Origin of the sequence: Ferrovibrio sp. (assembly GCF_029255545.1) — a bacterium.
In the GTDB taxonomy this organism is placed as follows: domain Bacteria; phylum Pseudomonadota; class Alphaproteobacteria; order Ferrovibrionales; family Ferrovibrionaceae; genus Ferrovibrio.
Window position 1 is genome coordinate 30,313 of record NZ_JANLJJ010000016.1, and the last position, 25,747, is coordinate 56,059.

Annotated in this window: 25 protein-coding genes and 3 pseudogenes; 1 reads left to right on the forward strand and 27 read right to left on the reverse strand. The window is 60.8% G+C overall.

Annotation, left to right across the window (positions count from 1 at the left end; translation table 11 throughout):
- From Q1J79_RS01965 to Q1J79_RS02065, 22 genes and pseudogenes are all read right to left on the reverse strand, one after another.
- Positions 1-301, reverse strand: a pseudogene (locus tag Q1J79_RS01965) (3-alpha,7-alpha,12-alpha-trihydroxy-5-beta-cholest-24-enoyl-CoA hydratase); the annotation flags it as partial.
- 21 nt (positions 302-322) lie between these two features.
- Positions 323-1,474 (reverse strand): thiolase, encoded by a 1,152-nt coding sequence (locus Q1J79_RS01970; protein ID WP_300295757.1) that lies wholly within the window; start codon positions 1,472-1,474, stop codon positions 323-325.
- 4 nt (positions 1,475-1,478) lie between these two features.
- A complete protein-coding gene (locus Q1J79_RS01975) occupies positions 1,479-1,721 on the reverse strand; it encodes an OB-fold domain-containing protein (protein ID WP_300295760.1) in 243 nt (80 codons plus the stop codon).
- Between the two features lie 12 nt (positions 1,722-1,733).
- Positions 1,734-1,850 (reverse strand): annotated as a pseudogene (locus Q1J79_RS21085) (zinc ribbon domain-containing protein); the annotation flags it as partial.
- Between the two features lie 311 nt (positions 1,851-2,161).
- On the reverse strand, positions 2,162-3,088 hold the full coding sequence (locus Q1J79_RS01980) for an FAD-binding protein (RefSeq protein WP_300295762.1): 927 nt from the start codon (positions 3,086-3,088) through the stop codon (positions 2,162-2,164).
- Positions 3,088-3,846: an electron transfer flavoprotein subunit beta/FixA family protein gene (locus Q1J79_RS01985; RefSeq protein WP_300295765.1), complete on the reverse strand. Its 759-nt coding sequence runs from the start codon at positions 3,844-3,846 to the stop codon at positions 3,088-3,090. Before Q1J79_RS01985 ends, Q1J79_RS01980 begins: the two co-directional genes overlap by 1 nt.
- A gap of 43 nt (positions 3,847-3,889) precedes the next feature.
- A complete protein-coding gene (locus Q1J79_RS01990) occupies positions 3,890-4,672 on the reverse strand; it encodes an enoyl-CoA hydratase-related protein (RefSeq protein WP_300295768.1) in 783 nt (260 codons plus the stop codon).
- Positions 4,673-4,685: 13 nt separating this feature from the next.
- A complete protein-coding gene (locus Q1J79_RS01995) occupies positions 4,686-5,468 on the reverse strand; it encodes an enoyl-CoA hydratase-related protein (protein ID WP_300295771.1) in 783 nt (260 codons plus the stop codon).
- An 86-nt stretch (positions 5,469-5,554) separates the two neighbouring features.
- Positions 5,555-6,805, reverse strand: coding sequence for an ABC transporter substrate-binding protein (locus Q1J79_RS02000; RefSeq protein ID WP_300295773.1), 1,251 nt, complete (start codon positions 6,803-6,805; stop codon positions 5,555-5,557).
- A 93-nt stretch (positions 6,806-6,898) separates the two neighbouring features.
- Complete coding sequence (locus tag Q1J79_RS02005; protein WP_300295776.1) at positions 6,899-8,146, reverse strand: ABC transporter substrate-binding protein; 1,248 nt, start codon at positions 8,144-8,146, stop codon at positions 6,899-6,901.
- 29 nt (positions 8,147-8,175) lie between these two features.
- Positions 8,176-8,994, reverse strand: coding sequence for an ABC transporter ATP-binding protein (locus Q1J79_RS02010; protein WP_300295779.1), 819 nt, complete (start codon positions 8,992-8,994; stop codon positions 8,176-8,178).
- Between the two features lie 7 nt (positions 8,995-9,001).
- Positions 9,002-10,117 (reverse strand): branched-chain amino acid ABC transporter permease, encoded by a 1,116-nt coding sequence (locus Q1J79_RS02015; protein WP_300295782.1) that lies wholly within the window; start codon positions 10,115-10,117, stop codon positions 9,002-9,004.
- On the reverse strand, positions 10,080-10,967 hold the full coding sequence (locus tag Q1J79_RS02020; protein WP_300295785.1) for a branched-chain amino acid ABC transporter permease: 888 nt from the start codon (positions 10,965-10,967) through the stop codon (positions 10,080-10,082). The genes Q1J79_RS02015 and Q1J79_RS02020 overlap by 38 nt, the downstream gene beginning before the upstream one ends.
- A complete protein-coding gene (locus tag Q1J79_RS02025) occupies positions 10,968-12,887 on the reverse strand; it encodes a long-chain fatty acid--CoA ligase (protein ID WP_300295788.1) in 1,920 nt (639 codons plus the stop codon). It abuts the gene before it with no gap.
- Positions 12,880-13,734, reverse strand: a complete 855-nt coding sequence (locus Q1J79_RS02030) for an ABC transporter ATP-binding protein (RefSeq protein WP_300295791.1) — start codon at positions 13,732-13,734, stop codon at positions 12,880-12,882. Before Q1J79_RS02030 ends, Q1J79_RS02025 begins: the two co-directional genes overlap by 8 nt.
- Complete coding sequence (locus tag Q1J79_RS02035; RefSeq protein ID WP_300295794.1) at positions 13,724-14,578, reverse strand: SDR family oxidoreductase; 855 nt, start codon at positions 14,576-14,578, stop codon at positions 13,724-13,726. Before Q1J79_RS02035 ends, Q1J79_RS02030 begins: the two co-directional genes overlap by 11 nt.
- 192 nt (positions 14,579-14,770) lie before the next feature.
- The gene (locus tag Q1J79_RS02040) at positions 14,771-15,409 is read right to left on the reverse strand and encodes an IS5 family transposase (protein ID WP_300295884.1); all 639 of its coding nucleotides are present in this window, start codon (positions 15,407-15,409) and stop codon (positions 14,771-14,773) included.
- Positions 15,392-15,553: pseudogene (locus Q1J79_RS02045) on the reverse strand (NAD(P)/FAD-dependent oxidoreductase); the annotation flags it as partial. The pseudogene Q1J79_RS02045 and the gene Q1J79_RS02040, both read right to left, overlap by 18 nt.
- A gap of 84 nt (positions 15,554-15,637) precedes the next feature.
- A complete protein-coding gene (locus Q1J79_RS02050) occupies positions 15,638-16,837 on the reverse strand; it encodes a CoA transferase (RefSeq protein ID WP_300295797.1) in 1,200 nt (399 codons plus the stop codon).
- A 3-nt stretch (positions 16,838-16,840) separates the two neighbouring features.
- Positions 16,841-17,815, reverse strand: a complete 975-nt coding sequence (locus Q1J79_RS02055; protein ID WP_300295800.1) for a tripartite tricarboxylate transporter substrate binding protein — start codon at positions 17,813-17,815, stop codon at positions 16,841-16,843.
- Between the two features lie 37 nt (positions 17,816-17,852).
- Complete coding sequence (locus tag Q1J79_RS02060; protein WP_300295802.1) at positions 17,853-19,004, reverse strand: acyl-CoA dehydrogenase family protein; 1,152 nt, start codon at positions 19,002-19,004, stop codon at positions 17,853-17,855.
- Positions 19,005-19,022: 18 nt separating this feature from the next.
- A complete protein-coding gene (locus Q1J79_RS02065; protein ID WP_300295805.1) occupies positions 19,023-19,793 on the reverse strand; it encodes a FadR/GntR family transcriptional regulator in 771 nt (256 codons plus the stop codon).
- Positions 19,794-20,019: 226 nt separating this feature from the next.
- Between Q1J79_RS02065 and Q1J79_RS02070 the strand changes: the two genes are divergently transcribed.
- A complete protein-coding gene (locus Q1J79_RS02070) occupies positions 20,020-20,274 on the forward strand; it encodes a hypothetical protein (protein ID WP_300295808.1) in 255 nt (84 codons plus the stop codon).
- A 136-nt stretch (positions 20,275-20,410) separates the two neighbouring features.
- On the opposite strand, the gene Q1J79_RS02075 is transcribed toward Q1J79_RS02070, so the two are convergent.
- The 5 genes from Q1J79_RS02075 to Q1J79_RS02095 all read right to left on the reverse strand — a co-directional run bounded on the left by Q1J79_RS02075 (position 20,411) and on the right by Q1J79_RS02095 (position 25,739).
- On the reverse strand, positions 20,411-20,836 hold the full coding sequence (locus tag Q1J79_RS02075) for a CoA transferase (protein ID WP_300295811.1): 426 nt from the start codon (positions 20,834-20,836) through the stop codon (positions 20,411-20,413).
- A gap of 263 nt (positions 20,837-21,099) precedes the next feature.
- The gene (locus tag Q1J79_RS02080) at positions 21,100-21,738 is read right to left on the reverse strand and encodes a biotin transporter BioY (RefSeq protein ID WP_300295814.1); all 639 of its coding nucleotides are present in this window, start codon (positions 21,736-21,738) and stop codon (positions 21,100-21,102) included.
- 40 nt (positions 21,739-21,778) lie between these two features.
- Entirely contained in the window at positions 21,779-22,945 is a 1,167-nt protein-coding gene (locus Q1J79_RS02085; protein ID WP_300295816.1) for an acyl-CoA dehydrogenase family protein, read from the reverse strand.
- Positions 22,942-24,957, reverse strand: a complete 2,016-nt coding sequence (locus Q1J79_RS02090) for a biotin carboxylase N-terminal domain-containing protein (protein ID WP_300295819.1) — start codon at positions 24,955-24,957, stop codon at positions 22,942-22,944. The genes Q1J79_RS02085 and Q1J79_RS02090 overlap by 4 nt, the downstream gene beginning before the upstream one ends.
- A complete protein-coding gene (locus tag Q1J79_RS02095) occupies positions 24,942-25,739 on the reverse strand; it encodes a crotonase/enoyl-CoA hydratase family protein (RefSeq protein ID WP_300295822.1) in 798 nt (265 codons plus the stop codon). Before Q1J79_RS02095 ends, Q1J79_RS02090 begins: the two co-directional genes overlap by 16 nt.
- Between the last annotated feature and the right edge of the window lie 8 nt (positions 25,740-25,747).

Below are 25,747 nucleotides of genomic sequence, written 5' to 3' on the forward strand. Positions count from 1 at the left end.
TCAGTTCACCATCGACCGGCAATGGCTTATAGACTTCCAGCCACTGCTCGCCATGCAGGACCTTCTTCCAATCGATGCCTGTGCGTGGGTCGCGCAGCCAGAAACCGGGATAGCCAAGTGTCACGGCCATCGACGGAACGGCCATCAGCCCGTCTTCGTAGACATAGGCGAGTTCCTTTTCGTCCAGGGGATCCTCGCCAAAGCCCAGAGCGAGCGCATATAGCATGGTATCGCGCTTGGTAAGGGTCTGCCTGACGTCTTCGAATTTCCAGTTCGCGAGAGCCTCATAATTGAGCGGCATCGCCTTGCCTTCCCTGTCGTTTCATAACGTGTTCTCCGAGCCCAGAATCGCGGTGATCTGGCTCGATAGCGTGCCGCCGTTGCCATGGGCGAGCGCCAGATCGACATTTGCGATCTGAAGCCCCGGCGCATCGCCCCGGATCTGGCGGGCGGCCTCGATAACCGTGAAGATGCCGTACATGCCCGGATGGACGCAGGACAGTCCACCGCCATTGGTGTTGACCGGCAAGTCACCCCCTGGCGCGATCCGCCCGCCCTCCGCGAATGCCCCGCCCTCGCCCTTCTTGCAAAAACCCAGGTCCTCCAGAAAAAGGATCGTATTAATGGTGAAAGCATCGTAAAGCTCGACCACGTCGATGTCGGACGGAGATACCCCTGCTGCGGCGAAGGCGCGCGCACCCGATTCCCTGGCCGCGGTGACGGTGAAATCCGGCATCTGGGAAATCTGTCGATGCGTACTCTCGGCGCCGCAACCCAGGACGTAAACGGGCGGTTTGGGGAAATCCCGCGCCCGCTCGGACCGCACCATCACGAGCGCCCCGCCACCATCGGTGACGAGGCAGCAATCGCACACAGTCAGTGGATCGCTAACCATGCGGGAGGCGAGCACATCCTCACGTGTCAGATCGCCGCGCGCGAAAGCCTCGGGATTGTGCTGCGCCCAGGCCCGCGCGGCGACCGCCACGTCGGCGAGCTGCTGGCGCGTGGTCCCGAATTCGTGCATGTGCCGCGCCGCCGCAAGAGCATAGGCGGAGATCGGATAGCGCGGCTGATACACCTGTTCATAAGGCGGCGGTCGCGAAGCCGTAACGAGCTTGCCCGACCCACTGCGCTGGTTCGAGCCGTAGACGATCAGCGCCACATCGCACAGCCTCGCCTCGAGCGCCATCGTCGCTGCGGCAACGTAGTTGACGAAGGAAGAGCCGCCGGTCATCGTGCCCTCGACGAAACGCGGGCGGATGCCAAGATATTCCGCCGCCATCAGCGCCGGCATGCTATCTTCCATCATCGTGCAGAAGAGCCCGTCCACATCGGACAGTTTCAGCTCCGCGTCCGCCAGTGCCGCCAGGCCCGCCTGTGCCATGATGTCGTAGGCAGTCAGTCCAGGCGCCTCGCCGAAGCCGGCGTGTCCGGTGCCAACGATCGCCGATTTGCCGCGCAGCCGGTTCTCCATATCTTTAACTCCCTTCCGGCCTGCACAGCACGGCGGGTGTGCCGTCGATCTCTCCCGCGTAGGCGATCACCGGCATGGCGATTTCCACGTCAGGAGGCGGAACGCCCTCAACGCGGCTCATCATCCGAACCCCTTCCTCCAGTTCGACAATGCAGACGTTGTAATCGCCACCCTGATTGGTCGAGCGCCGGACCACGGTTGTGGTATGGATCTCGCCCTTGCCGGAAGCCTCGCGCCACGTGAACAAGGTTCCGTAACAATGCGGGCAGACTACGCGCGGGAAAAAGTGGAAGCGCCTGCAAGCGTCGCACTTAGGAAGAACGATTCGCCCTTCTGACAGACCCTTTCGAAACGCTAGATCCGGGCCTTCATGCATCCTGAACTACCTCGCCTCGCTTCGGCACCCGGCGATATTTCTAACAGATGTTCGATTTTCAGCAAGCCCGAATTCGAGCGTCGAGGAGAATACGACTGCGGCAAAAAGGGTCTACTGCGAGACTGCTTGGCTGGAACCGGCGGTCACCGTGCCATTTTGCGCGTCGGCCGTCCAAACGGGGAGGCCCGGGTTATCAAGATGGAGCACAATGAATTTGCTCGCCGCACCGATAAGCTCCGGGAGCGATCACGCGCCGTTAGCTGCTGCTGGCGGTTCTTCGCAAGGCTTTAGAACGATACCGAAACTGCGCCTCAGAGCTTCTCAATCAGCTCGGGCACGGCCTTGAACAGATCGGCTACGAGGCCGTAATCCGCGATCTGGAAGATCGGGGCGTCCGGATCCTTGTTGATCGCGACAATGATCTTGGAATCCTTCATACCTGCAAGGTGCTGGATCGCCCCGGAGATGCCCACGGCAAGGTAGAGTTCGGGCGCTACGACTTTGCCTGTCTGGCCGACCTGCCAGTCGTTCGGCGCAAAGCCAGCGTCGACTGCGGCCCGAGAGGCGCCCACTGCCGCGCCGAGCTTGTCGGCCAAGTTTACGACCAACGCGAAATCTTCTTCCGAGCCGACACCGCGCCCGCCAGAGACGACGATGCCCGCCGAGGTCAGTTCGGGGCGGTTGCTTTCGGCCACCATGTCCTCAACCCATTCCGATAGGCCCGGATCGCCAGCAATTTCTACCGCCTCCACTTTAGCCGAACCACCCATGGCCGCAGCCTTAAAAGCCGAGGTTCGAAGGGTTACGATCTTCTTGGCGTCTTTTGATCTCACCGTCTGGATAGCATTACCAGCATAGATCGGGCGCTCGAACGTATCCGTATCGATAATGCCCGAGACGTCGGATATCACCATCACGTCAAGTAGCGCGGCCACCCGAGGCATCACGTTCTTGGCCTCTGAAGTGGCCGGAGCCATGATATGCGAATAGCCAGCAGCAAGGCTAGCGATCAAAGCCGCAGTCGGTTCGGCAAGGCGATGGCTCAGCGCCGGGTGCTCGGCCACCAGAACCTTCGCCACGCCCTCAATGTTCGCGGCGGTCGCACCGGCAGTCGCAGCCGAAGCCCCGGCGCAGAGCACGGTGACCTCGCCGAGCGCCTTGGCGGCATTCACCGCCTTGGCGGTGGGATCCAGTACCAGTTCGCCGTCATTCATTTCGCCCAGCAGAAGAACAGACATCACACCGCCCCCCTCTCTTTGAGTTTCGCAACGAGCGTATCGACATCGGGCACGACTTCTCCGGCCCGCCGAGCTTCCGGTTCGGCCGTCTTCACCAGTTCAAGCCGAGGGCTAACATCGATGCCGTAGTCCGCTGCTGTTTTCTGGTCGAGCGGCTTCTTCTTGGCCTTCATGATGTTCGGCAGCGAAGCGTAGCGGGGTTCATTGAGGCGCAGATCGACAGTCACGATCGCCGGAAGTTTGACCTTGATTGTCTGCAGCCCGCTGTCGATCTCGCGGGTGACGACCGCATGGTCGCCTTTTATCTCCAGCTTGGAGGCGAACGTCGCCTGGCTCCAGCCCAGCAGCGCCGAAAGCATCTGCCCAGTAGCATTCATATCGTTGTCAATCGCCTGCTTTCCGGCGAGCACCAGGTTGGGCTCCTCCTCCTCGATCACCGCTTTCAGAATCTTCGCGACCGCCAGAGGCTCGATGTCCTGATGCACATCTGCGGTCGCCACAATCAATATTGCCCGGTCCGCCCCCATGGCCAGGGCGGTCTGCAGCGTTTCCTGCGCCTGCTTAACTCCGATCGAAACGGCTACGACTTCGTCCGCCGCACCCGCTTCCTTCAGGCGAATCGCCTGCTCAACCGCAATTTCGTCGAAAGGGTTCATCGACATCTTCACATTCGAGAGATCGACACCGCTGCCGTCCGCCTTCACGCGAACCTTCACGTTATAGTCGACCACGCGTTTGACGGGCACGAGCACCTTCACAGGCGTTTCTCCTATCGCTGTTTGGCGGGTTGTTTTGCCGGATTCAGCAGTCCTTGAACCGAGGCGGCCGCTTTTCCTGGAAAGCCGTCATCGCCTCGGGAAAGTCGTGGGCGCAAAGGAGCACAGTCTGCGAGTCGCGCTCAATCTCCAGCGCCTGAAGGTAGGAGCATCCGGCAGCAGCCCGCATGACGCGCTTGGCAGTCTGAATACCGAATGCGGGGTGGGCGGCAACCTCTCGCGCGATCTCAATGGCCCGGTTCTCGACCTCGCCGGGCGGCACGCATTCCTCCACAATACGGAGCTCGCGGGCCGCGCGACCGTCGATCTCTCGGCCGGTAAGCACCAACATCCGGGCTATCCCGGCGCCGGCGCGCTGCTGCAGGAGCCAACTCGAACCGGTATCCGGACATCCGCCTATCCTGGCAAAGACCTCGCACAGGCGGGCATCCTCAGCTGCGACGATAATATCGGCAGATAGTGCAAGGCTCAGCCCCGCGCCATAGGCGATTCCACACACCGCGGCGATCAGCGGTTTTCTGAATTGATAAGCGGCACGACCGCCTTCGTGGACCATGTCGACCATCTGCAATGTGGTACGGGCGCCCTTGGCGATCTCGGCGCGGAAGCCGATAAGATCACCGCCGCTGCTGAAATGCTCGCCACCGGTCATCACCACGGCACGAATCGCTTCGTCCTTCTCGGCCAGCCGCAGATTGGCGACAAGGGCCTCCACGAAGGCGAGGCTGTAGGGGTTGCGCCGTTCTGGGCAAAGAAAACGGAGAACGGCAACCGGCCCGTCAAGGTCGAGCCGCATCAAATCGCCCATTCCTGTCTCTCCCTTACCGACCTCGCCAGACGGGCGCTCGTTTTTCAGCAAAGGCCCGCGGGCCTTCGATGGCGTCCTGGCTGGCATAGACAAACTGATGCAGGCGCTTACCCTCTTCCAGCCCGCCGGCGCAGCCCAGATTCATAGTTGCGCGCACGCTGCCCTTCGCCGCGAGTACCGAAAGCGGTGCGGCAGTGGCGATCCGACGTGCGAGATCGCGGGCCCGTTCGCGAACCAGGTCGGGCGTGTCTTCAAGATAATTGGTGAAACCGAAATCGTGCAGCCGCTCGATCGACATGAGATCGCCGGTCAGAACGATTTCCATCAGGATCGGCTGCGGCAGCATCCACAGCGCCGGCGCGACCCAGGGCGAGCCGCGCCCAAGCTTAACTTCGGTGATCCCTACCTTGGTTCCCTTAAGGCCAACCCGCAGATCGCAGTTCAACGCCAGCATCATCCCGCCAGCCATCAGCGAGCCGGTCATCGCGGCAATGATCGGTTTGCGACAGCCGCGCATCGTTTCGTTAAAGGGATCGCGCATTTTGCCCAGGATGTCCTCGCCGTCGGTTCGCGCGATTTCGGCCGCTTCCTTCAGATCGAGCCCGGCGCTGAATATGCCGCAGTCGGCCGAGGTCAAGATCGAAACCCTGACCGTTTCGTCGGCCTCGATCCGCTCCCATGCATCGACCAATCCGTTAGCGGCGGCGACCGACAGCGCGTTCTTGCGTTCGGGCCGATTGATAAACACAGTGGCCACACCAGCGTCGACGGACACTTCGATCGGGCTGCTTTCCATTGTTCGATCCCCTGGAGAATGCCCTTGCATACTGATGGAACGGTTCATGCCTGCGGGTCAGAGTGACCCGCAGGCGCGCCGTCAAGTTACTTGACAGTGAATTTAGACGAGCTTTCCTTGATCACCTTCCATACCACGTCAGTATAGTCAGCGCTCCAATCCGTAAGCGGCACCCAAGTCGAGCCATTCCACTGCTCGACACGGGTTTTTCCGCCTCCGCCATGGTCCTCAGGAGTAACGGTCACCGGGGCCATAAGGCCATTGGCATCGAAGTCCTTAATCGATTCAAAGCCAGTTTTCATGCTTTCGGGGGTTAGCGGCGAGCCGTTCTTCTTGATAGCGAGGCGGGCGGCCTCTATTCCCACCGAATAGATCGCCAAGCCGGTATTGTAATAGACATCGCGGACAAGCGATTCCGGTCCGCTGCCTTTGCCCTTCGCGTAGAAGGTCTCGAGCATGGTCTTGACGAGAGGCACTTGCTGGCCGCCGGCCACGTTGGTGCCACGCAGGATTCCCTTGGCCGCCTGTGCACCGATATTGTTGATATCGACCTCGTTCAGCCAGTTGACCGCCAGATAGCGATCGATCGGAAAGCCGTTGCGCTTCATCTCCTTCGAGGCCACGACGTGACCGCCGGCCAGAATCCAACTGATCACATAATCCGGTTTGTCCCGGCGGATCTGGGTCCAAGCACTTGCTTGGTCGCTTCCGGGAAGCGGCACTGGATAGAGCTTGAGTTCAAAACCCTCCTTCTCAGAGAGTGTCTTCAGGATCTCGATCGGCTCCTGACCGAAAGGATAGTCGAGATAGATGAAGCCAATCTTGGCTTTGCCAAGATTGCCCCCCATCTTCTTCTTAATGAAAGCAACGTCATTGGCGGCCTGCTGCCAGTAGGTTGGACCAACCGGGAAAATCCAGTCGAATACCTTGCCGTCGACCGCGTCGCCCCGGCCGACGAAGGATTGCAGCACGATGTTGCCATCTTTCATGGCGCGTGGCAGAACGGCGTTCGTTACAGGCGTCGAAAGGAAATTGAACAGGAAAACGCCCTCGCGTTTTAGCTGTTCGTAGCATTCGACACCGCGCTGGGGCTCGTTGCCGTGGTCGCGCACGATCACCTCGACTGGATTGCCTGCTATCCCGCCGTTGTCGTTTGTGTATTTGGCAAGATCCTGCGCAGCCTGCGCGACCTGCGGCGAGATGAAGGTGTAAGATTTACTCAGGTCAAAGCAAAGGCCGAAGCGGATCGGCTTTTTGTCCTGTGCAGCGGCCATTTGCGTTGCCAGCCCCAGCACCGCGACCAGTACAGCGGGAATCACTCTATTGAAGATAGTCATGTTGAACCTCCTGTTGCATATCGCTTCCTTATCGATGGCCATTTCGCCGGCCTGGGCATCTAAGCCGCTGATGCGGCCCCCCATCTCCTCGCTTTACTTACCGTCGAACTTCGAGGAGCTCTGCTTCACAACCTTCCAGACAACATCCTGATAGGCCGCGATCCAGTCTGTCTGCGGTACCCATGTGGCCCCGTCCCACATCTCTATGCGCGTGCGACCGCCGCCGCCATGGTCACTCGCCGTCACGGTGATCGGCGCCATGAGACCGTTTGCGTCGAAATTCATGATCGCTTCCAGCCCGGCCTTGTAGGTCTCAGCGGTGATCGGATGGCCATGCAACGAAACCGCCTGACGGGCCGCTTCAAACACGATCGAGTACATCGCAAGGCCGGTGTTATAGAAAACGTCCCGCGTCTTCTCGACCGGGCCACTGCCTTGGCCCTTCTGGTAAAGTTCGGCCACGATCTCCTTGTAGAGTGGAATGTCCTGGCCGCCGACGACATTCGTGCCGCGCTTGATTCCCTTCGCTGCATCCGCGCCGATGTTGGAGATATCCACCTCGTTGAGCCAGTTGACCGAAATGTATTTCTCCACCGGAATGCCGTTGCGCTTCATTTCCTTTGATGCGACCACATGCGCACCGCCGAGCATCCAGCTGATGATGTGGTCGGGTTTGTCCCGGCGCACTTTGGACCAGGCGCTCGCCTGGTCGCTGCCAGGGAGTGGAACCGGATAGAGGATCAGTTCAAACCCTTCCTTCTCCGAAAGCGTCTTGAGAATCTCAATGGGCTCCTGCCCGAAGGGGTAATCGAAGTAGACAAAGCCAACCTTCACATCCGAGAGATTTCCGCCATGCAGTTTCTTGATATAGGCAATGTCGTTGGCTGCCTGGCCCCAATAGGTCGGTCCAACCGGATAGATCCAGCTGAACACTGTGCCGTCAACGGCGTCGCCTCGCCCAACAAGCGATTGCATCAGAATTCGCTTATCCTTCAAGGCGCGCGGTAAGATCGCCAGCGAAACAGGCGTGGAAAGCGTGTCGAAAACGAACACGCCGTCGCGGCTGAGCTTGCTGTAGCATTCGACGCCGCGCTGCGGCTCATTGCCGTGGTCGCGAACGATCACTTCCACCTGCGTCCCACCGATCCCACCTTTCATATTGACGAGGGCGGCAAGATCCAGCGCCGCTTGCGACACCTGCGGCGTAGCGAAGGTGTATGCTTTGCTTAGATCGTAGCAAACGCCAACCCTGAATGGCTTGGGATCTGCCGCCTTGGCAGATGCCGAGAGGAGGCCTGCGGCGAGCAAGGCAAAAGATAATGCCCTTCCAATCGGTCGCATTTTATCCTCCCAGTCTCATTAAATATCGGTCAGCTCAGCCAGCGTTTCCGCCGACTGTAGTGTTTGATCTCGTGGAAATTGGTGGCGGAGCCTCCTCCGAGGTAGAACTCCTGAATGTCGGAGTTCGACTTGAGCGCTTGCGCCGTGTCGTGCATGACGACGCGGCCATTCTCGATCAAATATCCATCGGACACGATCTCCAATGCCGCCAGGGCATTCTGCTCGACCAGTAAAACCGACAATCCCTGTTCCTTATTGATCCTCCTGATGATGCCGAATATTTCGGTGACCAGGAAAGGGGCCAAGCCGAGACTCGGTTCATCGAGCATCAGAAGACGGGGCTGTGTCATCAGTGCGCGACCGATCGCCAGCATCTGCTGCTCGCCACCTGAGAGATAGCCCGCCTGGGAGTTCTTCCGTTCAGCGAGGCGCGGGAAGTACTCGTAGATCCTCTGCTTTTCGGCTTTCAGCGTGGCCCGGTTCATCGAAACCGGCGCGGCCGCTTCCAGGTTCTCGTCTGGGGTCAGGTGTTCGAAGACACGACGACCTTCGATCACATGGCAAATCCCCATCTCTACGCGCTGCTGCGCTGGCAGACCGGTGATCACCGAGCCGTCGAAGCTGATCTCGCCGCGACTGATGCGACCCCGCTCGACCTTCAGAAGGCCGCTGATTGCCTTCAACGTCGTGCTCTTCCCGGCTCCGTTCGACCCGAGTAGCGCCACCATTCCTCCTCTTGGAACCTGAATGGAAACCCCTTTAATTGCCAGCATGACATTGTCGTAGAGGACCTCGATACTGTTCATCGACAGGATGCTAGCTGCTTCTTTTTCCAGAGCCGGGGTCATCTGCGGCCTACCTCTTCAGTTGATCAAAGGGCCACACCATCAGGTAGTCGCGGATGTTGCCATAGAGCTTGCCGAGACCTAGAGGTTCGACCATCAGAATGATGATGATGAGCGCTCCATAGGTGGCCGTTGGAATGTGGGCCAGCGTTTCGACATTCAGCTGAAGCCCTAGTGCTATCGCGCCTTTCGCCACGATTCCGTTGACGACACCGGGGGCCAGCAGGATGAGCGCTACCCCAAAAAAGGTGCCGATTGTGCTGCCGAGGCCGCCAACGATGACCATCGCCAGAACCTGAATCGACACGGTGACGGAAAACTGCTCGGGTGCGGCTAGAAAGAAGAATGTAGCAACGAGGACCGCTCCGCTAACTCCGCCGATAAAGGAGGAGGTCGCGAAGGCAACAATCTTGTAGTAGAAGCTATTCACTCCGAGAATGGCTGCTGCGTAATCCTTCTCACGAACGGCGACTAGCGCACGACCGAGGCCGGTACGGCGCAGGTTCAACATGAAAACAGTTACCAGGAGGCACCAGGAGAAGGCGATATAGTACAGGCCGATGTCCGACGTGATTGGCTGGCCCAGAAGAGCAAATGTAGGCGCCTGCAGCGAAGCATGCGAGCCGCCCGAGATCGCGGGGGAATGGGTCAGCACCCAATCCATGACAAACTGCATGGCCAGCGTGGTCAAAGCCAGATACAGGCCCTTCACCCGCAGGGCCGCGAAGGCAAACAGGCTGCCGACAACGGAGGCGGAGATTCCACCGATAAGGAGCGCAAACTCCCAGGGGATTCCGAACTTGGCCGCGTGAACGGCCGAATATGCACCCACGGCCATCACCGCCGCATAGCCAAGGTGCAGTTGGCCAGCCCAACCCGTCACTAGGTTGAGGCCGAGCGCCGCTGCCGTCCAGACAAGCCAGGGTAACAAATAGCTGTTGAGGTACAGCGACCCGACAAGGAGCGGTGCTACGAGGCCAAGCGCGAGAAAGAAGAGCGCAAGATTTCTGTCGGCTGGAATCCTGTAGAGCCGACTTTCGGATACGTAGCTGTTATGATGAACCCCGGATAGCCTGTAGAACATCGCGTCAAACCCTTTCGATGTCAGTACGGCCAAACAGGCCATGGGGCCGAAGCATGACGGTGAGGATCAGCACCGCTGCCATGATCAGGTCGCGGCTGCCACCGCCCACGAACGGGTCCAGATAAGCGGACCCTACATTCTCGATGATTCCGAGAATGATCCCCGCGAGCACCGCGCCAAATATGCTGTCCAGGCCCCCAAGGACCGCTACGGTCAGACCTTTGAGCAGCAGGAGCGACAGCGATTGGTCGACGCCCTGGATTTCGCCCCATATGATGCCTGCTGACACCGCAACGATCGAAGCCAGTCCCCACGACAGGCCAACGCCCCGTTCGACGGATATGCCGACGGACCATGAGGCCATGTAATCGTCGGCTATCGCGCGCAGACGGATACCCAGCCGGGTGCGGAAGAATAGGACGAAAACCACAAACAACAGGATGGCCACCGCAGCGCCAAGCAAATGGATGCGGCTGACCAATATGTCGCCTACGAAGAGTGGTTCATAACTCACGCCCAGGTCGACCGACCGGGAGGTGCCCCCCCAGATCGCTAATGTCGTGCCGCGCAGAAAGATGTCGATCCCCAGCGTCATCATGAGGATCATCACGACCGGCCTGCCAGCGAGCCGGCGCAGCGCAACCCGCTCGATCCCCATACCGAAAACGAACATGACGACCGCTGCCAGCGGGATCGCGACCCATAGCGGAAGCCCCATATCGTGAGCCAGGGCCAATACCACGTAGGCTCCCGCCATGGTGAGCCCGCCTTGCGATAGGTTTGGCACGGAAGAGGCCTTGTAGATCAGTACTAGGCCGATCGCGAACAGCGAATAGAGCAACCCGGTGAGAACTCCGTTCACCGCTAGTTCGGCCAGGAGAATCAAATCCATCTAAACCTCCCTTATTGGGAGGGTGCGGTCGACCCTTCCCGTATCGCCCGTTTCGTAAGTCACCACAGCGCTGACATGGACGTGCTTTGAGCCGTCATAAAGTGCCGCAATCACCTTCTCGTAGCGGTCTTCGACCACCTTTCGACGCAGTTTGCGGGTGCGCGTGATCTCACCATCGTCGGGGTCGAATTCCTTGTGCAGGCTAACGAACCTCTTGAGCTGTAGAGGTTCCGGGAGGGTTTTGTTGAGTCGCCGAAAAGCCTCTCGCAGGAGCGTAGCCACTTCTTCTCGCTGCGACAGATCGGCATAGGAAACATAGGGCACTCCATTCACTTCGGCCCAGTGGCCCACGGCATCTATATCGATGCAAACCATCGCCGTCAGCTCGTCGCGGTCGGACCCGATCACCGCAGCGTCTTTAATGTATGGGCTGAACTTCAGCCGGTTCTCGATATAATTGGGTACATAGCGTTCACCGGCTTTTGTGTGCATAACTTCTGAGACGCGGCCGAGCACTACGAGATGACCATCGTCTTCGAGATAGCCGGCATCACCGGTATGCAGCCAGCCGTCGATAAGCGTCTCGGCCGAAGCAGCGGGATTTCGATAGTATCCTGCGAAAACGCTGTCCGCCTTCAGGAGAATTTCGCCCTTATCGGCAATTTTCACCTCGACGCCAGGGGCGGGCTTGCCTACGGTGTGGAGGCGCACCTCATCGGGTGCTTGGATCGCGTTGATGGCGCTGTTCTCCGTCTGACCGTAGAGTTGGCGCAGCTTGATCCCGAGCGCTCGATAAAATACGAATGTGTCCTCTCCGATCGCCTCGCCTCCGGTGAAGGCGTTCGTAAGACGACTCATGCCGAACTGATCCTTGATCGGGCCGAAGACGAGCAATTCTCCAAGGAATCGTCCGAGCCACTCGAGAGCGCCGCGGTTCTTGCCGTCGAGCTTCCGCCGCTCGGCAGCGATGGCCCAGTCCATGAAGAAGTGATAGAGGCGCTTCTTCAGCGGCCTGGAATTCTCGATGCCCACTTGAATGGTGGTCAGAATGTTGTCCCAGCTGCGCGGCGCGGCCAGGTAGAAAGTCGGTGCGATTTCGCGCAGATCCCGCAGCACAGTTTCTTGTCGTTCGGGCACATTGACGGTAAAGCGCAACAAAAGCGCGGCGGCTACCGAGATTGCGTAATCGCCTACCCAGGCCATCGGAAGATAGGCCAAAATCTCCTCTTCGAAATCGAAGGCGCCGGCGGCATGGCCGTTCCGTGCCGCCGCTAGGACGTTCTTCTGGCTCAGCACAACGCCCTTGGGCTTGCCAGTCGTGCCCGACGAATGCAGGAACACCGCCGGATCGTCGGGCTTCGCTCGACCAATCAGGTCCTCGCGCAAACCCGGCTCACCATTGAAACGGCGGCTGCCGATCTCGATGAGATCTTCCCAGGACATGAGCCCGGGTAGCTCGGAAAAGCCGAGGCCACGGACATCGTCATAGACGATGTGTTTCAACTGCGTGGCTCCGGCACTACGCAGTTCCAAGATCTTGTCCACCTGCTCCTGGTCCTCGGCAAGAGCGGCCACGACGCTCGTCTCGTCCACGAAAAGCTGGAGCTCTTCCAGCGTGGTGCCCGGAAAGGCCGGCATTGCGTGGACCCCGAGCATGGCCAGTGCCAGCATACCGCAATAGAGGCGAACGCGATTATCGCCGAGAATGAGCACCGCGTCACCCCGCTTCAAGCCGAGCCCATCTAGACCGGCCGCGCAGGTCAGCACTTCTTCGGCATATTGAGACCAGGTGGTTGCCTTCCAGATCCCGCGCTCTTTTTCGCGCAACGCGATGTCGTTGGGGTGCTCGGACGCATTCCTCATTAAAACCGAAGCAATGGTTTCTCCCGCGATCGTCCGGCTTTTTGAGTTCTCAGCCATGCGCGCCCCCGATATACGCGTCAACGACACGGGGATCCTTGACGACCTCCTTGGGAAGCCCACTGGCGATCATCTCGCCATAATTGAGCGCCAGCATCCGGTCACAGATTCCGGTAATGACATCCATGTGGTGTTCGATCAGCAGGACGCTGATGCCCCGTTCGGCTCTCGCATCGAGAATAAAACGGGCCATGTACCCCTTCTCCTCCTGGTTCATGCCCGCCATGGGCTCGTCGAGAATGAGAAGATGAGGTTCGGCGACCAGCGCTCGCGCGAGTTCCACCCGCTTCTTGAGACCGATCGGGATGCCATCCACGAGTTCGTTGCGGATGCTCTCCAGTTGGAGGAACTCGATCACTTCCTCGACGACTTCCCGATTCCTCATCTCTTCTGGTCGCGCCAACCACCAGTACAGTGCGGTGGGAAAAACACCGGGCTTCATGTGGATGTGACGCCCCAAAAGAATGTTCTCAAGAACGCTCATGCCGTTGAACAGAGCGAGGTTCTGGAAAGTTCGGGCAACCCCAAGCGTAGCAACCTTGTGAGGCGCGGTGCCTGTGATGTCCTTGCCATCGAGATATATCGAGCCTTTGTTCGGTGGATAGAATCCGGTGATCGCATTGGTCACCGTCGTCTTTCCGCTCCCGTTTGGGCCGACAAGTCCGAATATCTCGCCTCTGCGAATACTGAGGTCAACACCGGTAACGGCAACGATACCGCCGAACCGACGTTCGATCCCGCAGCACTCCAATACAGGAGGTACTTTGGCGTCTGCTTGACGCCGGTTGTAATTGTTATCCATTTCTTTCATATCGCCGTCGAAGCTCTTGTTAGTATCACGCGACACGGAAATAGTCGGGCCGACCTGTCGGCCAGGGGTCGCCCCATAGCTGCTGGCCCCCGTCCACCGTCAACACTTCGCCAGTAATGAACTTGCCGGAGGGCGCAGCCAAATAGACCACTGCTTCGGCGACATCCCATTCGTCGCCGGCGTGGCGCATCGGGTTCGACTCCTCAAATGTCGCAGCCCCCTCCCTGGGATATCGCGCGAACCCGGTGCTTTCACAGCATCCCGGCGCCACGCAGTTGACACGAATGGTGTGCGGCGCCCACTCAACAGCCACCGATTTCGACAGGTAGATGACGCCCGCGCGCGCGGCGCAGCTATGTGCGATACCGGGCATCCCGCGCCAGATATCGGCGACAATGCTCACGATGGCGCCAGGGCGCCCGGCTTTGACCCAGTTCCGAGCCGCGGACTGCATCATCCACCAGGTCCCATTGAGGTTTGTATCGATAACGGCGTTCCAGCCCTTCGGCGTGTAGTCAAGGGCGGGCTGCGGAAACTGTCCGCCGGCATTGTTCACCAGAATGTCGAACCCGCCGAACTGATCGCTCACAGTATCGATGAAATTCTGCACCTGCTCGGGGTTCCGGATCGTCATGGGATGAGCGAGCACCTGCCCGCCAAAGCCACGCAGGAATTTCGCGGCTTCTGCGAGCTTTTCCTCATTCCGTCCGTTGATGGCAAGATTGGCCCCGAGACGTGCGAATAAGGTGGCGATTGCCAGACCCAGACCGCCCCCCGCGCCGGTCACGACAATGGTTTTTCCCGAAAACAACCCGTTGGCAAACACCGTTTGGTGATTGCGCAGTCGTTCACGGGAAAACCCGTAACCGGCTTCCGGCATGATGCCCCTCCCAAATGCGGACCGGACTGTTGTCCTTGATCTGGCCGAACCTAACGCATGTTAGAAAAACAAGCAACCCCCAATTACAAACGGCCTCGCTCCGGGGTTTTAGGTTTCGTGGACGAAAGGCGGCCATTGTATGATGGCCGCGATTGAGACGGAGACGAGGAAAGAATCCGCCGATTTGTCGTATCAGGTGGCGACGCGGCGCCAGTTCTTCAGCTTGTTGAACATGCGTTCGATGCTGTTGTGCTCTTTGGCGGTCTCGCGGTCGAGGTCGACAGACTGCCTGCGATTGCGGCCTGCCGGAATCACCGGCTCGATCCCGGCTTTGTGCAGTTCCTCGCGGATCGCATCGCTGTCGTATCCCTTGTCGCCACCGCGCGCTTGGATGCGGTCGTCGATCATCCGCAGCAGCGTCATAAAACCCTGCGTATCGTGCGCCTGGCCCGGCGTGAGCGCGAAGCCGAACGGGCAGCCGGGCGTCGCAGCGGACGTGGATTTTGGTCGAGAAGCCACTGCGAGAGCGGCCAAGCGCTTCCTGATTTTGAGTCCCCTTTTTATACCGACCGCGCAGTGATGTGCCCGGATCACGGTGCTGTCCACCCTGTCAGCACGTCGGTCCCGGCTCGCCAGGTCGGTCCGCTTTTCCAGGATGACATCGAACACCCCGGTTATCACCCAGCGGCGGAAGCGACAGAACACACTGTTCCATTTGCTGTACTCATCCGGCAGGGGTCGCCAATGCGAACCGGTCCGGGCCACCCACAGGATGCCCTCGAAAAGCGCTCCAGATATCGGCCCATCCAGTCCGCCGCCGCGCCCGGTCATCAGAATTTTGCGTCCCATGCGGGGCGTGCGCTCGAAGACGCTGACGGCGATGCCGGCGCCGGCGATCAGCTCGGCGGCCATCAGACCGGCCGGGCCGCCGCCGATGATGGCAACATGGCGATCGTTCAGGATTGTGACGATCATGACGTCCGGACAGGGCAGAAAGCGGGAGGGTTATCGCATGGATGACCCTCCGGTGCACCAGCCGGGAAAAACCCGTGTTGCGGCTTAATCCTGCGAGATCACGCCAGCCGCCCGCAGCCGGGCAATGCAGTCCGGCGCGATGTCGAATTCAGACAGCACTTCCGCCGTATGTTCGCCCAGCCGGGGTGCCGGCCGCCGACGTTCGGGCTGCGAATGCGACCATTCGGTGGAAATGCCGGACTCGTAGAGCATGCCCTCGGAGGGATGCTCGTAGCGGCGCACGAAGCCGGTGGCGACTAGATGCTCGTCGGTCAGCAGATCGTCGATGGAATTCATCCGCGCCGCCGGAATGTCGGCATCTTGGAACAGCGCCAGCCATTCGGCCGTAGTGCGGGTCTCGATCAGCTTCACCAGATAGCCGTAGACCTCGTCGATATGTTCAAGCCGCGCGCCCTGCGACGAGAAACGGGCATCGGCGGAGAACTTCCCTGGCTCGCCGACGGCATCGAACAGGCTGCGCCACTGCTTGTCGTTATAGACCATGACGCAGATATAGCCGTCGCTGGTTCGGTAGGGCCGGCGTTCGGCCGACAGGCTGCGCTTGTAGCCGGCCGTGCCGAGCGGCGGATCGAACAGGCGGCCGGAGAGATGCTCGCCCATGGTGATCGAGGCGAGCCCTTCGAACATCGGCACGTCGATGCGCTGGCCTTCGCCGGTGCGCTCGCGGTGATACAGCGCACTGGTGATGGCATTGGCCACCTGCAGGCCGATGATGCGGTCGGCCAGGATCATCGGGGCATAGCGCGGCAGATCCGCGCCGCCCTGCTGCACCAGCCAGGGAATGCCGGCCATGCCCTGGATCAGGTCGTCATAAGCCGGTCGCGCCGCATAGGGGCCGCGCTGGCTGAACCCCATGGCGCCGGCATAGATGATCTTAGGATTGACGGCGCGGATCTCGTCATAGCCAAGACCCAGCCGGCTCATCGCCTGCGGGCGGATGTTGTAGACCAGCACATCGGCGCGCGTGGCCATATGCAGCAGTGTGGCACGGCCTTCCGCCAGCTTGAGGTCTATGACGGCGGAGCGCTTGCTGCTGTTGGTGCTGAGATAAAGATGCCCCATGCGCGGATTGCGCATGGGGCCGGCTAGCCGCATCACATCGCCATCGGGCGGTTCGATCTTGATCACATCGGCGCCATAGTCGCCCAGGATCTGGGTGGCATAGGGGCCCATGACCACGCTGGTCAGGTCGAGGACGCGGATACCCTGTAGCGGACCACTCAAGCGTTATTCCTTCTCGATCTTCGCCGCTTCGATGACCTTGCCCCATTTCTGGTAATCGGTCTTCACGAAATCGGCGAACGCCTTTGGCGGCAGGGTCCATTTGTCATAGGACTGGGTGCGCAGGCGCGCCTCGATCTCCGGCGAGTTCATCGCCTTCACCACGGCGGCGTGCAGCCGGCCGGCGATATCGTCCGGCAGATTCGGCGGCGCGAAGATGCCGAACCAGAGGTCGTTGCCGGCCTGCTCATAGCCCTGCACGCCGGCCTCGCTCATGGTCGGGATATTCGGCGCATAGGGACTGCGCTTCGAGCTGGTGACGGCGAGCGCCCGCACCTTGCCGCTTTCGATTTGCGGCATGGCGGTGACCAGAATATCGAACATGAAGGTCACGTGGCCGGCGATCAGGTCGATCATGGCCGGGCCGCTGCCGCGATAGGGCACATGCACCATCGGCGCATTGGTGATGACCCTCAGCAGTTCCGCCGAAAGCTGGTTCGATGTGCCCTTGCCGCCCGAGGCGAAGGTCACGGTGGTCGGATTGGACTTGGCATAGGCCACCAGTTCGCCCACGGTCTTGACTGGCACGTTGCTGTTGACGACCAGCACATTGACATAGGAGACGATCGGGCTGATCGGCGTGAAGTCCTTGGTCACGTCATAGGGGATGGCGAGCTGGATATGCGGATTGACCGCATGGGTGCCGGTGCCGCCCAGGCCGATGGTGTAACCGTCCGGCGCCGCTTTGACCACCGCCATCATGGCGATGTTGCCGCCGGCGCCGGTGCGGTTCTCGATGACCACCGGCACGCCGAGCTCGTCGGAGAGCTTCGGTGCGATCGCACGCACCAGCGCATCCGACGGTCCGCCGGCCGCATAGGGCAGGATCCAGTGGATCGGCTTGTCCGGCCATTTCTGCGCCTGGACGGGCAGGGCCATCAGGGCCGCGCAGGCGGCTATGCACAAACTCAGTATTTTCATTGTTTCCTCCCGGGTTTCTGCCTTACACGGCAGCGCTTCAACTTGCCTGCTTCAACATCTCCTTGGCGATGACCAGTTGCTGGATCTGGCTGGTGCCTTCAAAAATCCTCAGAAGCCGTGCATCCCGGAACAGACGCTCGACCGGATATTCCTTGATGTAGCCGTAGCCGCCATGGATCTGCAGCACGCGGTCGGCGATGCGGCCGAGCGCTTCGGTGGCGAAATACTTGCAGCAGGCGGATTCCTTGGAGACATGGCGGCCGGCGCTGTATTCCGTCGCCACCTTCTCCACCATGGCCCGTGCTGCCAGCGCTTCTGCCGCGCAGTCGGCCAGCATGGCCTGGATCAACTGGAACTGGCCGATGGTCCTGCCGAACTGCTTGCGCTCGCCGGCATAACGCACGCCCTCATGGATCAGGCGCTCGCACATGCCGACGGCCACGGCGGACATATGCAGACGGGCATGGTCCAGAGACTGCATGGCGGCGATGAAGCCGGTGCCTTCGCTGCCGCCCAGCAGGCTGGAGGCCGGCACGCGCACATCCTCGAAGATCACATCGGCGGTATGCGAACCGCGGAAACCCATCTTGCGATAGGGCTTGGCGACGGTGATGCCGGGCGTGCCGCGCTCGACCAGGAAGGCGGAGATGCCGCGGGATCTCGTTTCGGCCGGCGCGGTGCGGGCAAAGACGGTGAAGATGCCGGCATGCGGCGAATTGGTGGTGAAACGCTTGGTGCCGTTGATGATGTAATGGTCGCCGTCGCGCACCGCCTTGGTGGTCAGGGCCGCGGCATCCGATCCGGCATCGGGCTCGGTCAGGCAGAAGGAGGCGATCAGATCGCCTTTGGCTATGCGCGGCAGATAGCGCCGCCGCTGTTCCTCCGTGCCATGCGAGATGATGCCCAGCGTGCCGACGCCGTTGCTGGTGCCAAAGTAAGAGCGGAAGACCGGCGAAGCATAGGCGACCTCGAAGACGATGCTGACTTCTTCGAACAGCGACAGGCCCAGTCCGCCATATTCCTCCGGGATGGTCATGCCGAAGAGGCCGAGCGATTTGAGCTGCTGGATGATCGGCTCCGGAATCCTGTCATGCTCCTCGACATCTTCTTCCGCCGGAATCAGATCGTCGCGCACGAAGCGCCGTACAGTTTGTTTTAAGAGTTCAAGCGTTTCCAACCGATCAGACATTTCTTCCCTTTACTTGCACTATTTCGGAACCAGTTTCTCATCCTTGCCAAGGCTGCGCGCCAAGGCGGATTCGATGTAATGACGATGCAGCCGCTTCAGATGCCGCTCCATTTCCGTCACGGCGGCATCGGCATCGCGCGCTTTCATATGCTGCAGCAGCCGCGTGCGGGAGCGGATCACATCCATGGCCATGACCGAGCCGATCTGGATGACGAAGGCCTGCAGCACATCCATCAGTGCCTTCATCATCATGACCAGCACCGGATTGTCGGTGGCCTTGGCCAGCAGGATGTGGAATTCGATATTGACCTGGGTCTTCTCGACCATCTTGCCGGCCTTGGTCAGCGCGGCGGCCTGGGCGACATTCTCTTCCATATGGGCCAGGGCTGCGGCATCGGCGCTCAGGCAGGCTTCGCGTACCACCACGGCCTCGATCCACAGCCGGGCCTCGGTGAGCTGCGTCAGCGATATATCGCCGACTTGGAACATGTCGCGCACCACGCTGGCCACCGCATAATGCTGGGCATCGGTGACGAAGGCGCCGCCCTTGGAGCCTTTTTTCAGCCGCACGACGCCACGGCTTTCCAAGTTGCGTAGCGCCTCGCGCACGGCATGGCGGCTGATCTGGAAATGGGCGGCCAGGTCGCGCTCGTTCGGCAGTCGGTCGCCCACCCGCAATGCGCCGCTCTGCATCTGGGCGTGGATCTGGTCCGCGACGACTTCGAACACCCGCCGGGTCTTAACCGGGGCGAAGTCCTTGGTCGGGGCTTCCACTATTGGTCCAATCATTGTGCCATCCTACGAAGAGTGAAACACTAGCGCAAGCGCGATCTGCGCCAGCATTGAAAACAATGGAAATACTAAAGGATATCAGGGGTTAATGTGAGGTTCCGCCCGGCGGAAGTGGCAGAGGCGTGTCATATACCATAATATGCGGCACGCCTCTGGGTGATCTGGGCAGGGAGGACGGGTATTTTAGCGGCGCGGCATAGAATTTTGCCGTGCCGGTCGTGCCATGGCTGCGCGTTTCGGTGCTGGCCGTAATGAGTTGCATCTGCCGTACTTCACCCGTTTCATCGCTTCAGCCATCACGCCGGTCTCCGGAGGCCCACTGATAGACGAAGTCATTGTGAACGGCGCGGCCAGCCGCTCGTCGATATACTTGTCGGCCGCTGCGCGCGTCGGGGCCTGCTTCTGCTTCGCCAGTGTGCCGCTAGCCGGTGGCGAAGATCAGGTTGGCGATCTCCGTGACTTCGGCTGGCTGGTGTAATTGCCGTCATATAGTCCGGATCGTTTTTCACCGTTTCGGCCAGCAGGCGGGGCATCATCCAGTTGCGGCTCGACATCTCGGTCGGCTGCGATGCCATCGGCACCAGCACATCCATCATGTCCAGGTATTTCACGCCCTAGTGGATTGGTTCCAACGTTTGGAACCCTCGGTTTCGGCCCATCCTGCCCGTAGCCCGCAATATGACCAGATCGGCGTTCCATTCATTTAGAACCTCCGGCCCAATCCCCGCCCGGTCGAGCACGCTGGAGCGGAAATTCTCCACCAGAACATCAGCATTTTCAATCAGCTTTGCGAGGACCTCGCGCCCCGCGTTGGTTTTCCAATCGAGCGTGAGAATTCGTTTGTTCCGGGCAAGCGTCTTCCAACAGACACCAATCCCGTCCCGCCCCTTAGGCCCCAGATCGCGCAACATATCGCCTCGGTCGGGGGCTTTGACCTTGATCACCTCGGCACCGAAATCCGAGAGAAGTGCTGCTGCCAGCGGCCCCACGATCACATCGCCAAGTTCAACGATCCGCACATCACATAGCGGCATCGCCATGGCTGATCCTCCCCGACTATTCACGACTGCCAGAGTTTATTCTAACATTTGTTAGATTGACAAAAAGGGGTCTGAGCGAAGGCCGCACGAAGAATCGCCAAGCGGGCATGTAGCACCGCGCGTTTCCTCCACGGGTCAGTTCGCCGGCAGGATGAAGCCCTTGTGCCAGCATTCGGTCACATGGTCACGAGCCGAAAGCCGTTCTCCTTGGCGAACATCGCTTACGATGTCCACGTCGCTCGCGAGCAAGAAGAAGCAACTCGTTATTTCTTACTGGTCTCTTTTCCCGAGACATGGCCGAATCGTGGAAGGATCACGGATCCGGCAATATAGAGCAGACCGGCAATCGTCGATTTGAGCAGGTCACCCAACAGAAATGGATATAACCCGGTCGAGAGAAGACCCTCGCCATAGCCGGTGAAAACACCCAGCCACGCAAGCCCTGGAACGTAGATCATCACACTTGCGGCAATGGCAATGGTGACAGCCCCAAAGATTGACTTCGCATATCCTCTTCTTGCCAGCCATCCCGCCACATAGGCCGATATCGCAAAGCCCGCAAGATAGCCGCCCGTCGGGCCGGCAACATATGCCAGCCCTGAAGGCGTCGGCGGTGTGCCCGCGAAGACCGGAAAGCCCGCCAGCCCCTGCAGGATATAGGCAATGATCACGCCGGAACCGCGGACAGGCCCGAGGAACAGGCCAAGCGCGACAACGACCAGGGTCTGCGTCGTCATCGGAACCGGATAGTACGGAACCTGTACTTTCGCTGATGCCGTCAGAAGCATCGTACCAGCAAGCAGTATAAGTGCCTCGCCGAACAACGTCGCGAAGGCATTGCGCTCCAAGAATGCCCTTTTGATGTACATCCTTTCCGCTCCAGTCATGCGTTTGGTTGGCATTTTTATAGATCTTTTCAGCAGTGGGACTCAACATTCCCATTCACATGCGTTTGGCGACTTCCTCCAGCATCACCTCGGTCGCCCCTCCGCCGATTGCCTGCACCCGAGCATCCCGCGACATGCGCTCGACCGGATTTTCGCGCATGTAACCCATGCCGCCCTGGAACTGGACGCAATCGTAGAGCACGCTGTTGACCAGTTCGCCGCAATACGCCTTCACCATCGAGACCTCGCGGACGCAGTCAACACCAGCGGCGTCGAGGCGCGTCGCGTGGTACACGAGCTGCCGACCCGCCTCGATCCGCGTCAGGCAGCCCGCAAGTCGCTGGCGAACGGCTTGGTTGTTCCATAACACGCCGCCAAATGCGCTGCGCTGCTTGACATAGGCTATGGTCATGTCGAGCGCAGTCTGCGCCTCGGCGCAGGCCAGCGCGCCCAGAACGATGCGTTCGTTCTGGAAGTTTTTCATCACCGCATAGAAGCCCCTGTTGACTTCGCCAAGCACGTTCTCAGCCGGCACCCGCACCTCGTCGAAAATCAGCTCAGCTGTGTCGGAGCAGAGCCAGCCGGTCTTGCTCAACGCGCGGCCCACCGAAAGGCCCTTTGTCCCCTTCTCGACCGCGAAGATAGTGATCCCGCGCGAGCCCTTGGCGTCAGGATCGGTCCTGGCGGCGACGAAGTAGAGATCGGCATGGACGCCGTTAGTGATGAACATCTTAGTGCCGTTCAGCTTCCAGTCGGAGCCATCCCGTGTTGCGCGGGTGCGCATGCCGGCCACATCCGAGCCAGCGCCAGGTTCGGTCACGGCGACGGCAGTGATCGTCTCGCCCGAGGTGATGGCAGGCATCCAGCGCGCCTTCTGCTCGGGTGTACCGGCGTTCTCCAGATGCGGCGAGGCCATGTCGGTATGCACCAGCACCGTGGCTGAAAAACCACCGAAGGTGGACCGGCCGACTTCCTCGGCCAGCATCACACTCGACGTGACGCCCAGTCCGGCGCCGCCATACTGTTCGTCATAGCGCATGCCGAGAAACCCGAGCGCGCCCATTTTACGCAGCACCTCGCGGGGTACCACGCCCTTCTCTTCCCAGGCTTCGCCCATGGGCTTCACCTCGGCCTCAATGAAGCGCCGCAGCTGGGCTCGGATTATTCGAATATCCTCGCCGAACGGGCCTGTGGCCGCGTCGATGGTCTCGTGTCTGGTCATGTCCTGTCCTCCGGATCGAGTCTCATCAGGGGTGCGCCGCCGGCTACCGTGTCGCCCGGCGCGCAGTAGATTTCGGCCACCAAGCCCGCGACCGGCGCGGACAGACTCTGCAAGAGTTTCATTGCCTCCAGCACAACGAGCGTTTCACCCTTGCTCACCTGCTCGCCCGGCGCCACGCGAACCTCGACCACCGCGCCGGGCATTGGGGCGGTAAGCGTGTCGGCGCCGCTGGCGGCGCCCGAAGCACGCTGCAGGTGCCGGCCCTTGAGCGTACAAAGCGACACGATCACCATGCCATCTGGCGCAGAAACATGCACCTGCCATCGCTCGCCGTGCCGCAGAACGTGCACGCGGCGAGCGAAGGGTGCTTCGTTCATCCAACCTGTCAGGCTTTCTGCGGACAGGCGCGCGCCTTCGACGCCAAGATCAGGACCGTCGGGCAATATCACCTTGACGCGCGCGCCCCGCCCCACGACCCTGATCGGCGCATCGGCGTCATCGCTCCAGTAGCAGGCTGCGCCCGGCTGCCCCGCAGCCTCCGTTAGCCGCCAAGCGCCAAGACTGTGCCAAGGAGTATTCGGCATGGGCGAAAGGTGCAGATGCAGGCAGAGCGCGGCCAGGGCGCGGGATTCGCCGTCGGGTACGGGGGCGGTCCAGCCGCACGGGAACATCTCGGCCAGCCCCCCGGTGTGGTGGTTCAGGGAGGCAAAGTCAGAATGGGTGAGAAGCGCCCGTTGATACGCGAGATTGACGCGGACTCCGCCCACTGCGAAGGAATCGAGGGCCTTGACCGTCCTCCGGATGGCCTCTGCGCGACCCGGGGCATGGACGATGAGTTTGGCGAGCATCGAATCGTAGAAATGCCCCACCACCGACCCTTCTTCCACTCCGCTGTCGAGCCGCACAGTTCGCGGTGGCGCCCATAACGTGATCGTGCCGGTTTCGGGGCGGAAATTCTCGGCCGGGTTCTCCGCGGCGACGCGGACCTCTATGGCGTGGCCACCAAGCGTAACGTCCTCCTGCGCAAACCCCAGTGCCTCGCCACGCGCGATGCGCAACTGCCACTCAACCAGGTCGATACCGGTGATGGCTTCGGTCACGGGATGCTCTACCTGAAGTCTGGTGTTCATCTCCAAGAAATAGAATTCGGCCCGCGCGGGATCGTACAGATATTCCACCGTTCCCGCCGAGCGGTAGCAAATGGCCCGCGCCAGTTGGACGGCAGCGCCATGCATGGCTGAGCGCAAAGCGTCGGGGATGCCTGGGGCGGGCGCTTCCTCGATCAGCTTCTGATGGTTGCGCTGAAGCGAACAGTCGCGATCGCCCAAATGCAGCACATTGCCATACGCGTCGCCCAGGACCTGCACCTCGATGTGGCGCACGCGCGGTGCATAGCGCTCCAAGAATATGGCCGGATCGCCAAAGACGCTTTTTGCCTCGGCTCGTGCTGAGGCGATGGCCTCGCCTGCCGCACGCATACTGGTGACGAGCCGCATTCCCCGCCCGCCGCCGCCGGCGCTGGCCTTGACCATGAAGGGCACGCCGAGCGTCTGTGCCTCCATGAAAAGCCGGTCATCGGACTGGTCCGCGCCGCTGTAGCCAGGCAGCACCGGTACGCCGGCCGCCTGGGCTGCGGCCTTGGCGTCTATCTTCGAGCCCATGCGCGCGATCGCCTGGGGTGAAGGTCCAATGAACGCCAATCCCGCTTCTTCCACGCGCGTCGCGAATTCGGCGTTTTCGGACAGGAAGCCGTAGCCTGGGTGAATCGCGGCCGCGCCGGTGCCCCGCGCCGCCCCAAGGATAGCGTCGATGTTCAGATAGCTTTCCGCTGCGGCAGCCGGACCGATGCAAACGGCGTGATCGGCCTCGGCCACGAAGGGCGCGTCTCGGTCAACTTCGGAGAAAACAGCCACGCTTTCCAGCCCCAGCTTCCGGCAGGCGCGCTGGATCCGGCGGGCGATCTCGCCCCGGTTGGCGATAAGGACGCGGGCGAAGCTCAAGTCACCCGCCATGAGGGCGTACCCTTGTTCAGGAAGCTATTGATCCCCTCAATGCCTTCTTCGGTTTCCCAAGCGTCGGCCAAGCGGTCCGCGGTATAGATCATGCTGTCTTCGATCCCATGGCCTGCTACATAGGCGATCAGCCGCTTGGTATCGGCAACTGCTCCGGGCGCGGCCTGCAGATGGGCGCTGACAACGCGTTCCACCGCAGCGTCCAGCGCATCCGGCGCGGCCACCTCCGTCAGCAATCCGATCCGCTCGGCCCGCTCGGTGCCGAACAGTGCACCGGAGAGCATCGTCTCGCGTGATGCAGCCTCGCCGATGCGCGCCACCACGTAAGGCGAGATGTTGGCGGGCAGGAGGCCGAGCCGCACCTCAGTCAGGCCGAACGTTGCGCCTTCGGCGCCGATGGCGTAGTCGCACACCGATATCAGGCCTACGCCGCCGCCATAGGCCGCCCCGTTGATTCTTCCGATCAGCGGCTTGGGCAATGTGTCGAGCCGGCGCAAGAGCCGAGCGAGCGTAGCACTCTGTTCCACCCGTTCCGCGCGGCTCTTTTGCACGTTCGAGGCGAACCAGTTGAAGTCGCCCCCAGCGCAGAAGCTCTTGCCGGCGCCGGTCAGCACCACGAGGCGCACCGCCTTGTCCTCAGCAAGCGCCGCCGCCGTTGCGCCGAGTTCCGAGATCAGCGCCGCGTTGAGCGAGTTGTGCTTGTCGGGACGATTGAGGATGACGGTGGCGACGCCGCGTGAGTCCACGTCGACCTGCAACGTTTCATGGCGATCATAAACCATTGTCTGTC

Coding starts and splice junctions, on each gene's coding strand:
- Q1J79_RS01970 (WP_300295757.1), bottom strand. CDS start 1,474: ATGGAGAACCGGCTGCGCGGCAAATCGGCGATCGTTGGCACCGGACAC.
- Q1J79_RS01980 (WP_300295762.1), bottom strand. CDS start 3,088: ATGTCTGTTCTTCTGCTGGGCGAAATGAATGACGGCGAACTGGTACTG.
- Q1J79_RS01990 (WP_300295768.1), bottom strand. CDS start 4,672: ATGGGCGATTTGATGCGGCTCGACCTTGACGGGCCGGTTGCCGTTCTC.
- Q1J79_RS01995 (WP_300295771.1), bottom strand. CDS start 5,468: ATGGAAAGCAGCCCGATCGAAGTGTCCGTCGACGCTGGTGTGGCCACT.
- Q1J79_RS02000 (WP_300295773.1), bottom strand. CDS start 6,805: ATGACTATCTTCAATAGAGTGATTCCCGCTGTACTGGTCGCGGTGCTG.
- Q1J79_RS02005 (WP_300295776.1), bottom strand. CDS start 8,146: ATGCGACCGATTGGAAGGGCATTATCTTTTGCCTTGCTCGCCGCAGGC.
- Q1J79_RS02010 (WP_300295779.1), bottom strand. CDS start 8,994: ATGACCCCGGCTCTGGAAAAAGAAGCAGCTAGCATCCTGTCGATGAAC.
- Q1J79_RS02015 (WP_300295782.1), bottom strand. CDS start 10,117: ATGGCCTGTTTGGCCGTACTGACATCGAAAGGGTTTGACGCGATGTTC.
- Q1J79_RS02020 (WP_300295785.1), bottom strand. CDS start 10,967: ATGGATTTGATTCTCCTGGCCGAACTAGCGGTGAACGGAGTTCTCACC.
- Q1J79_RS02025 (WP_300295788.1), bottom strand. CDS start 12,887: ATGGCTGAGAACTCAAAAAGCCGGACGATCGCGGGAGAAACCATTGCT.
- Q1J79_RS02035 (WP_300295794.1), bottom strand. CDS start 14,578: ATGCCGGAAGCCGGTTACGGGTTTTCCCGTGAACGACTGCGCAATCAC.
- Q1J79_RS02040 (WP_300295884.1), bottom strand. CDS start 15,409: ATGACCGGGCGCGGCGGCGGACTGGATGGGCCGATATCTGGAGCGCTT.
- Q1J79_RS02055 (WP_300295800.1), bottom strand. CDS start 17,815: ATGAAAATACTGAGTTTGTGCATAGCCGCCTGCGCGGCCCTGATGGCC.
- Q1J79_RS02060 (WP_300295802.1), bottom strand. CDS start 19,004: ATGTCTGATCGGTTGGAAACGCTTGAACTCTTAAAACAAACTGTACGG.
- Q1J79_RS02065 (WP_300295805.1), bottom strand. CDS start 19,793: ATGATTGGACCAATAGTGGAAGCCCCGACCAAGGACTTCGCCCCGGTT.
- Q1J79_RS02070 (WP_300295808.1), top strand. CDS start 20,020: ATGGCTGCGCGTTTCGGTGCTGGCCGTAATGAGTTGCATCTGCCGTAC.
- Q1J79_RS02075 (WP_300295811.1), bottom strand. CDS start 20,836: ATGGCGATGCCGCTATGTGATGTGCGGATCGTTGAACTTGGCGATGTG.
- Q1J79_RS02080 (WP_300295814.1), bottom strand. CDS start 21,738: ATGCCAACCAAACGCATGACTGGAGCGGAAAGGATGTACATCAAAAGG.
- Q1J79_RS02085 (WP_300295816.1), bottom strand. CDS start 22,945: ATGACCAGACACGAGACCATCGACGCGGCCACAGGCCCGTTCGGCGAG.
- Q1J79_RS02090 (WP_300295819.1), bottom strand. CDS start 24,957: ATGGCGGGTGACTTGAGCTTCGCCCGCGTCCTTATCGCCAACCGGGGC.
- Q1J79_RS02095 (WP_300295822.1), bottom strand. CDS start 25,739: ATGGTTTATGATCGCCATGAAACGTTGCAGGTCGACGTGGACTCACGC.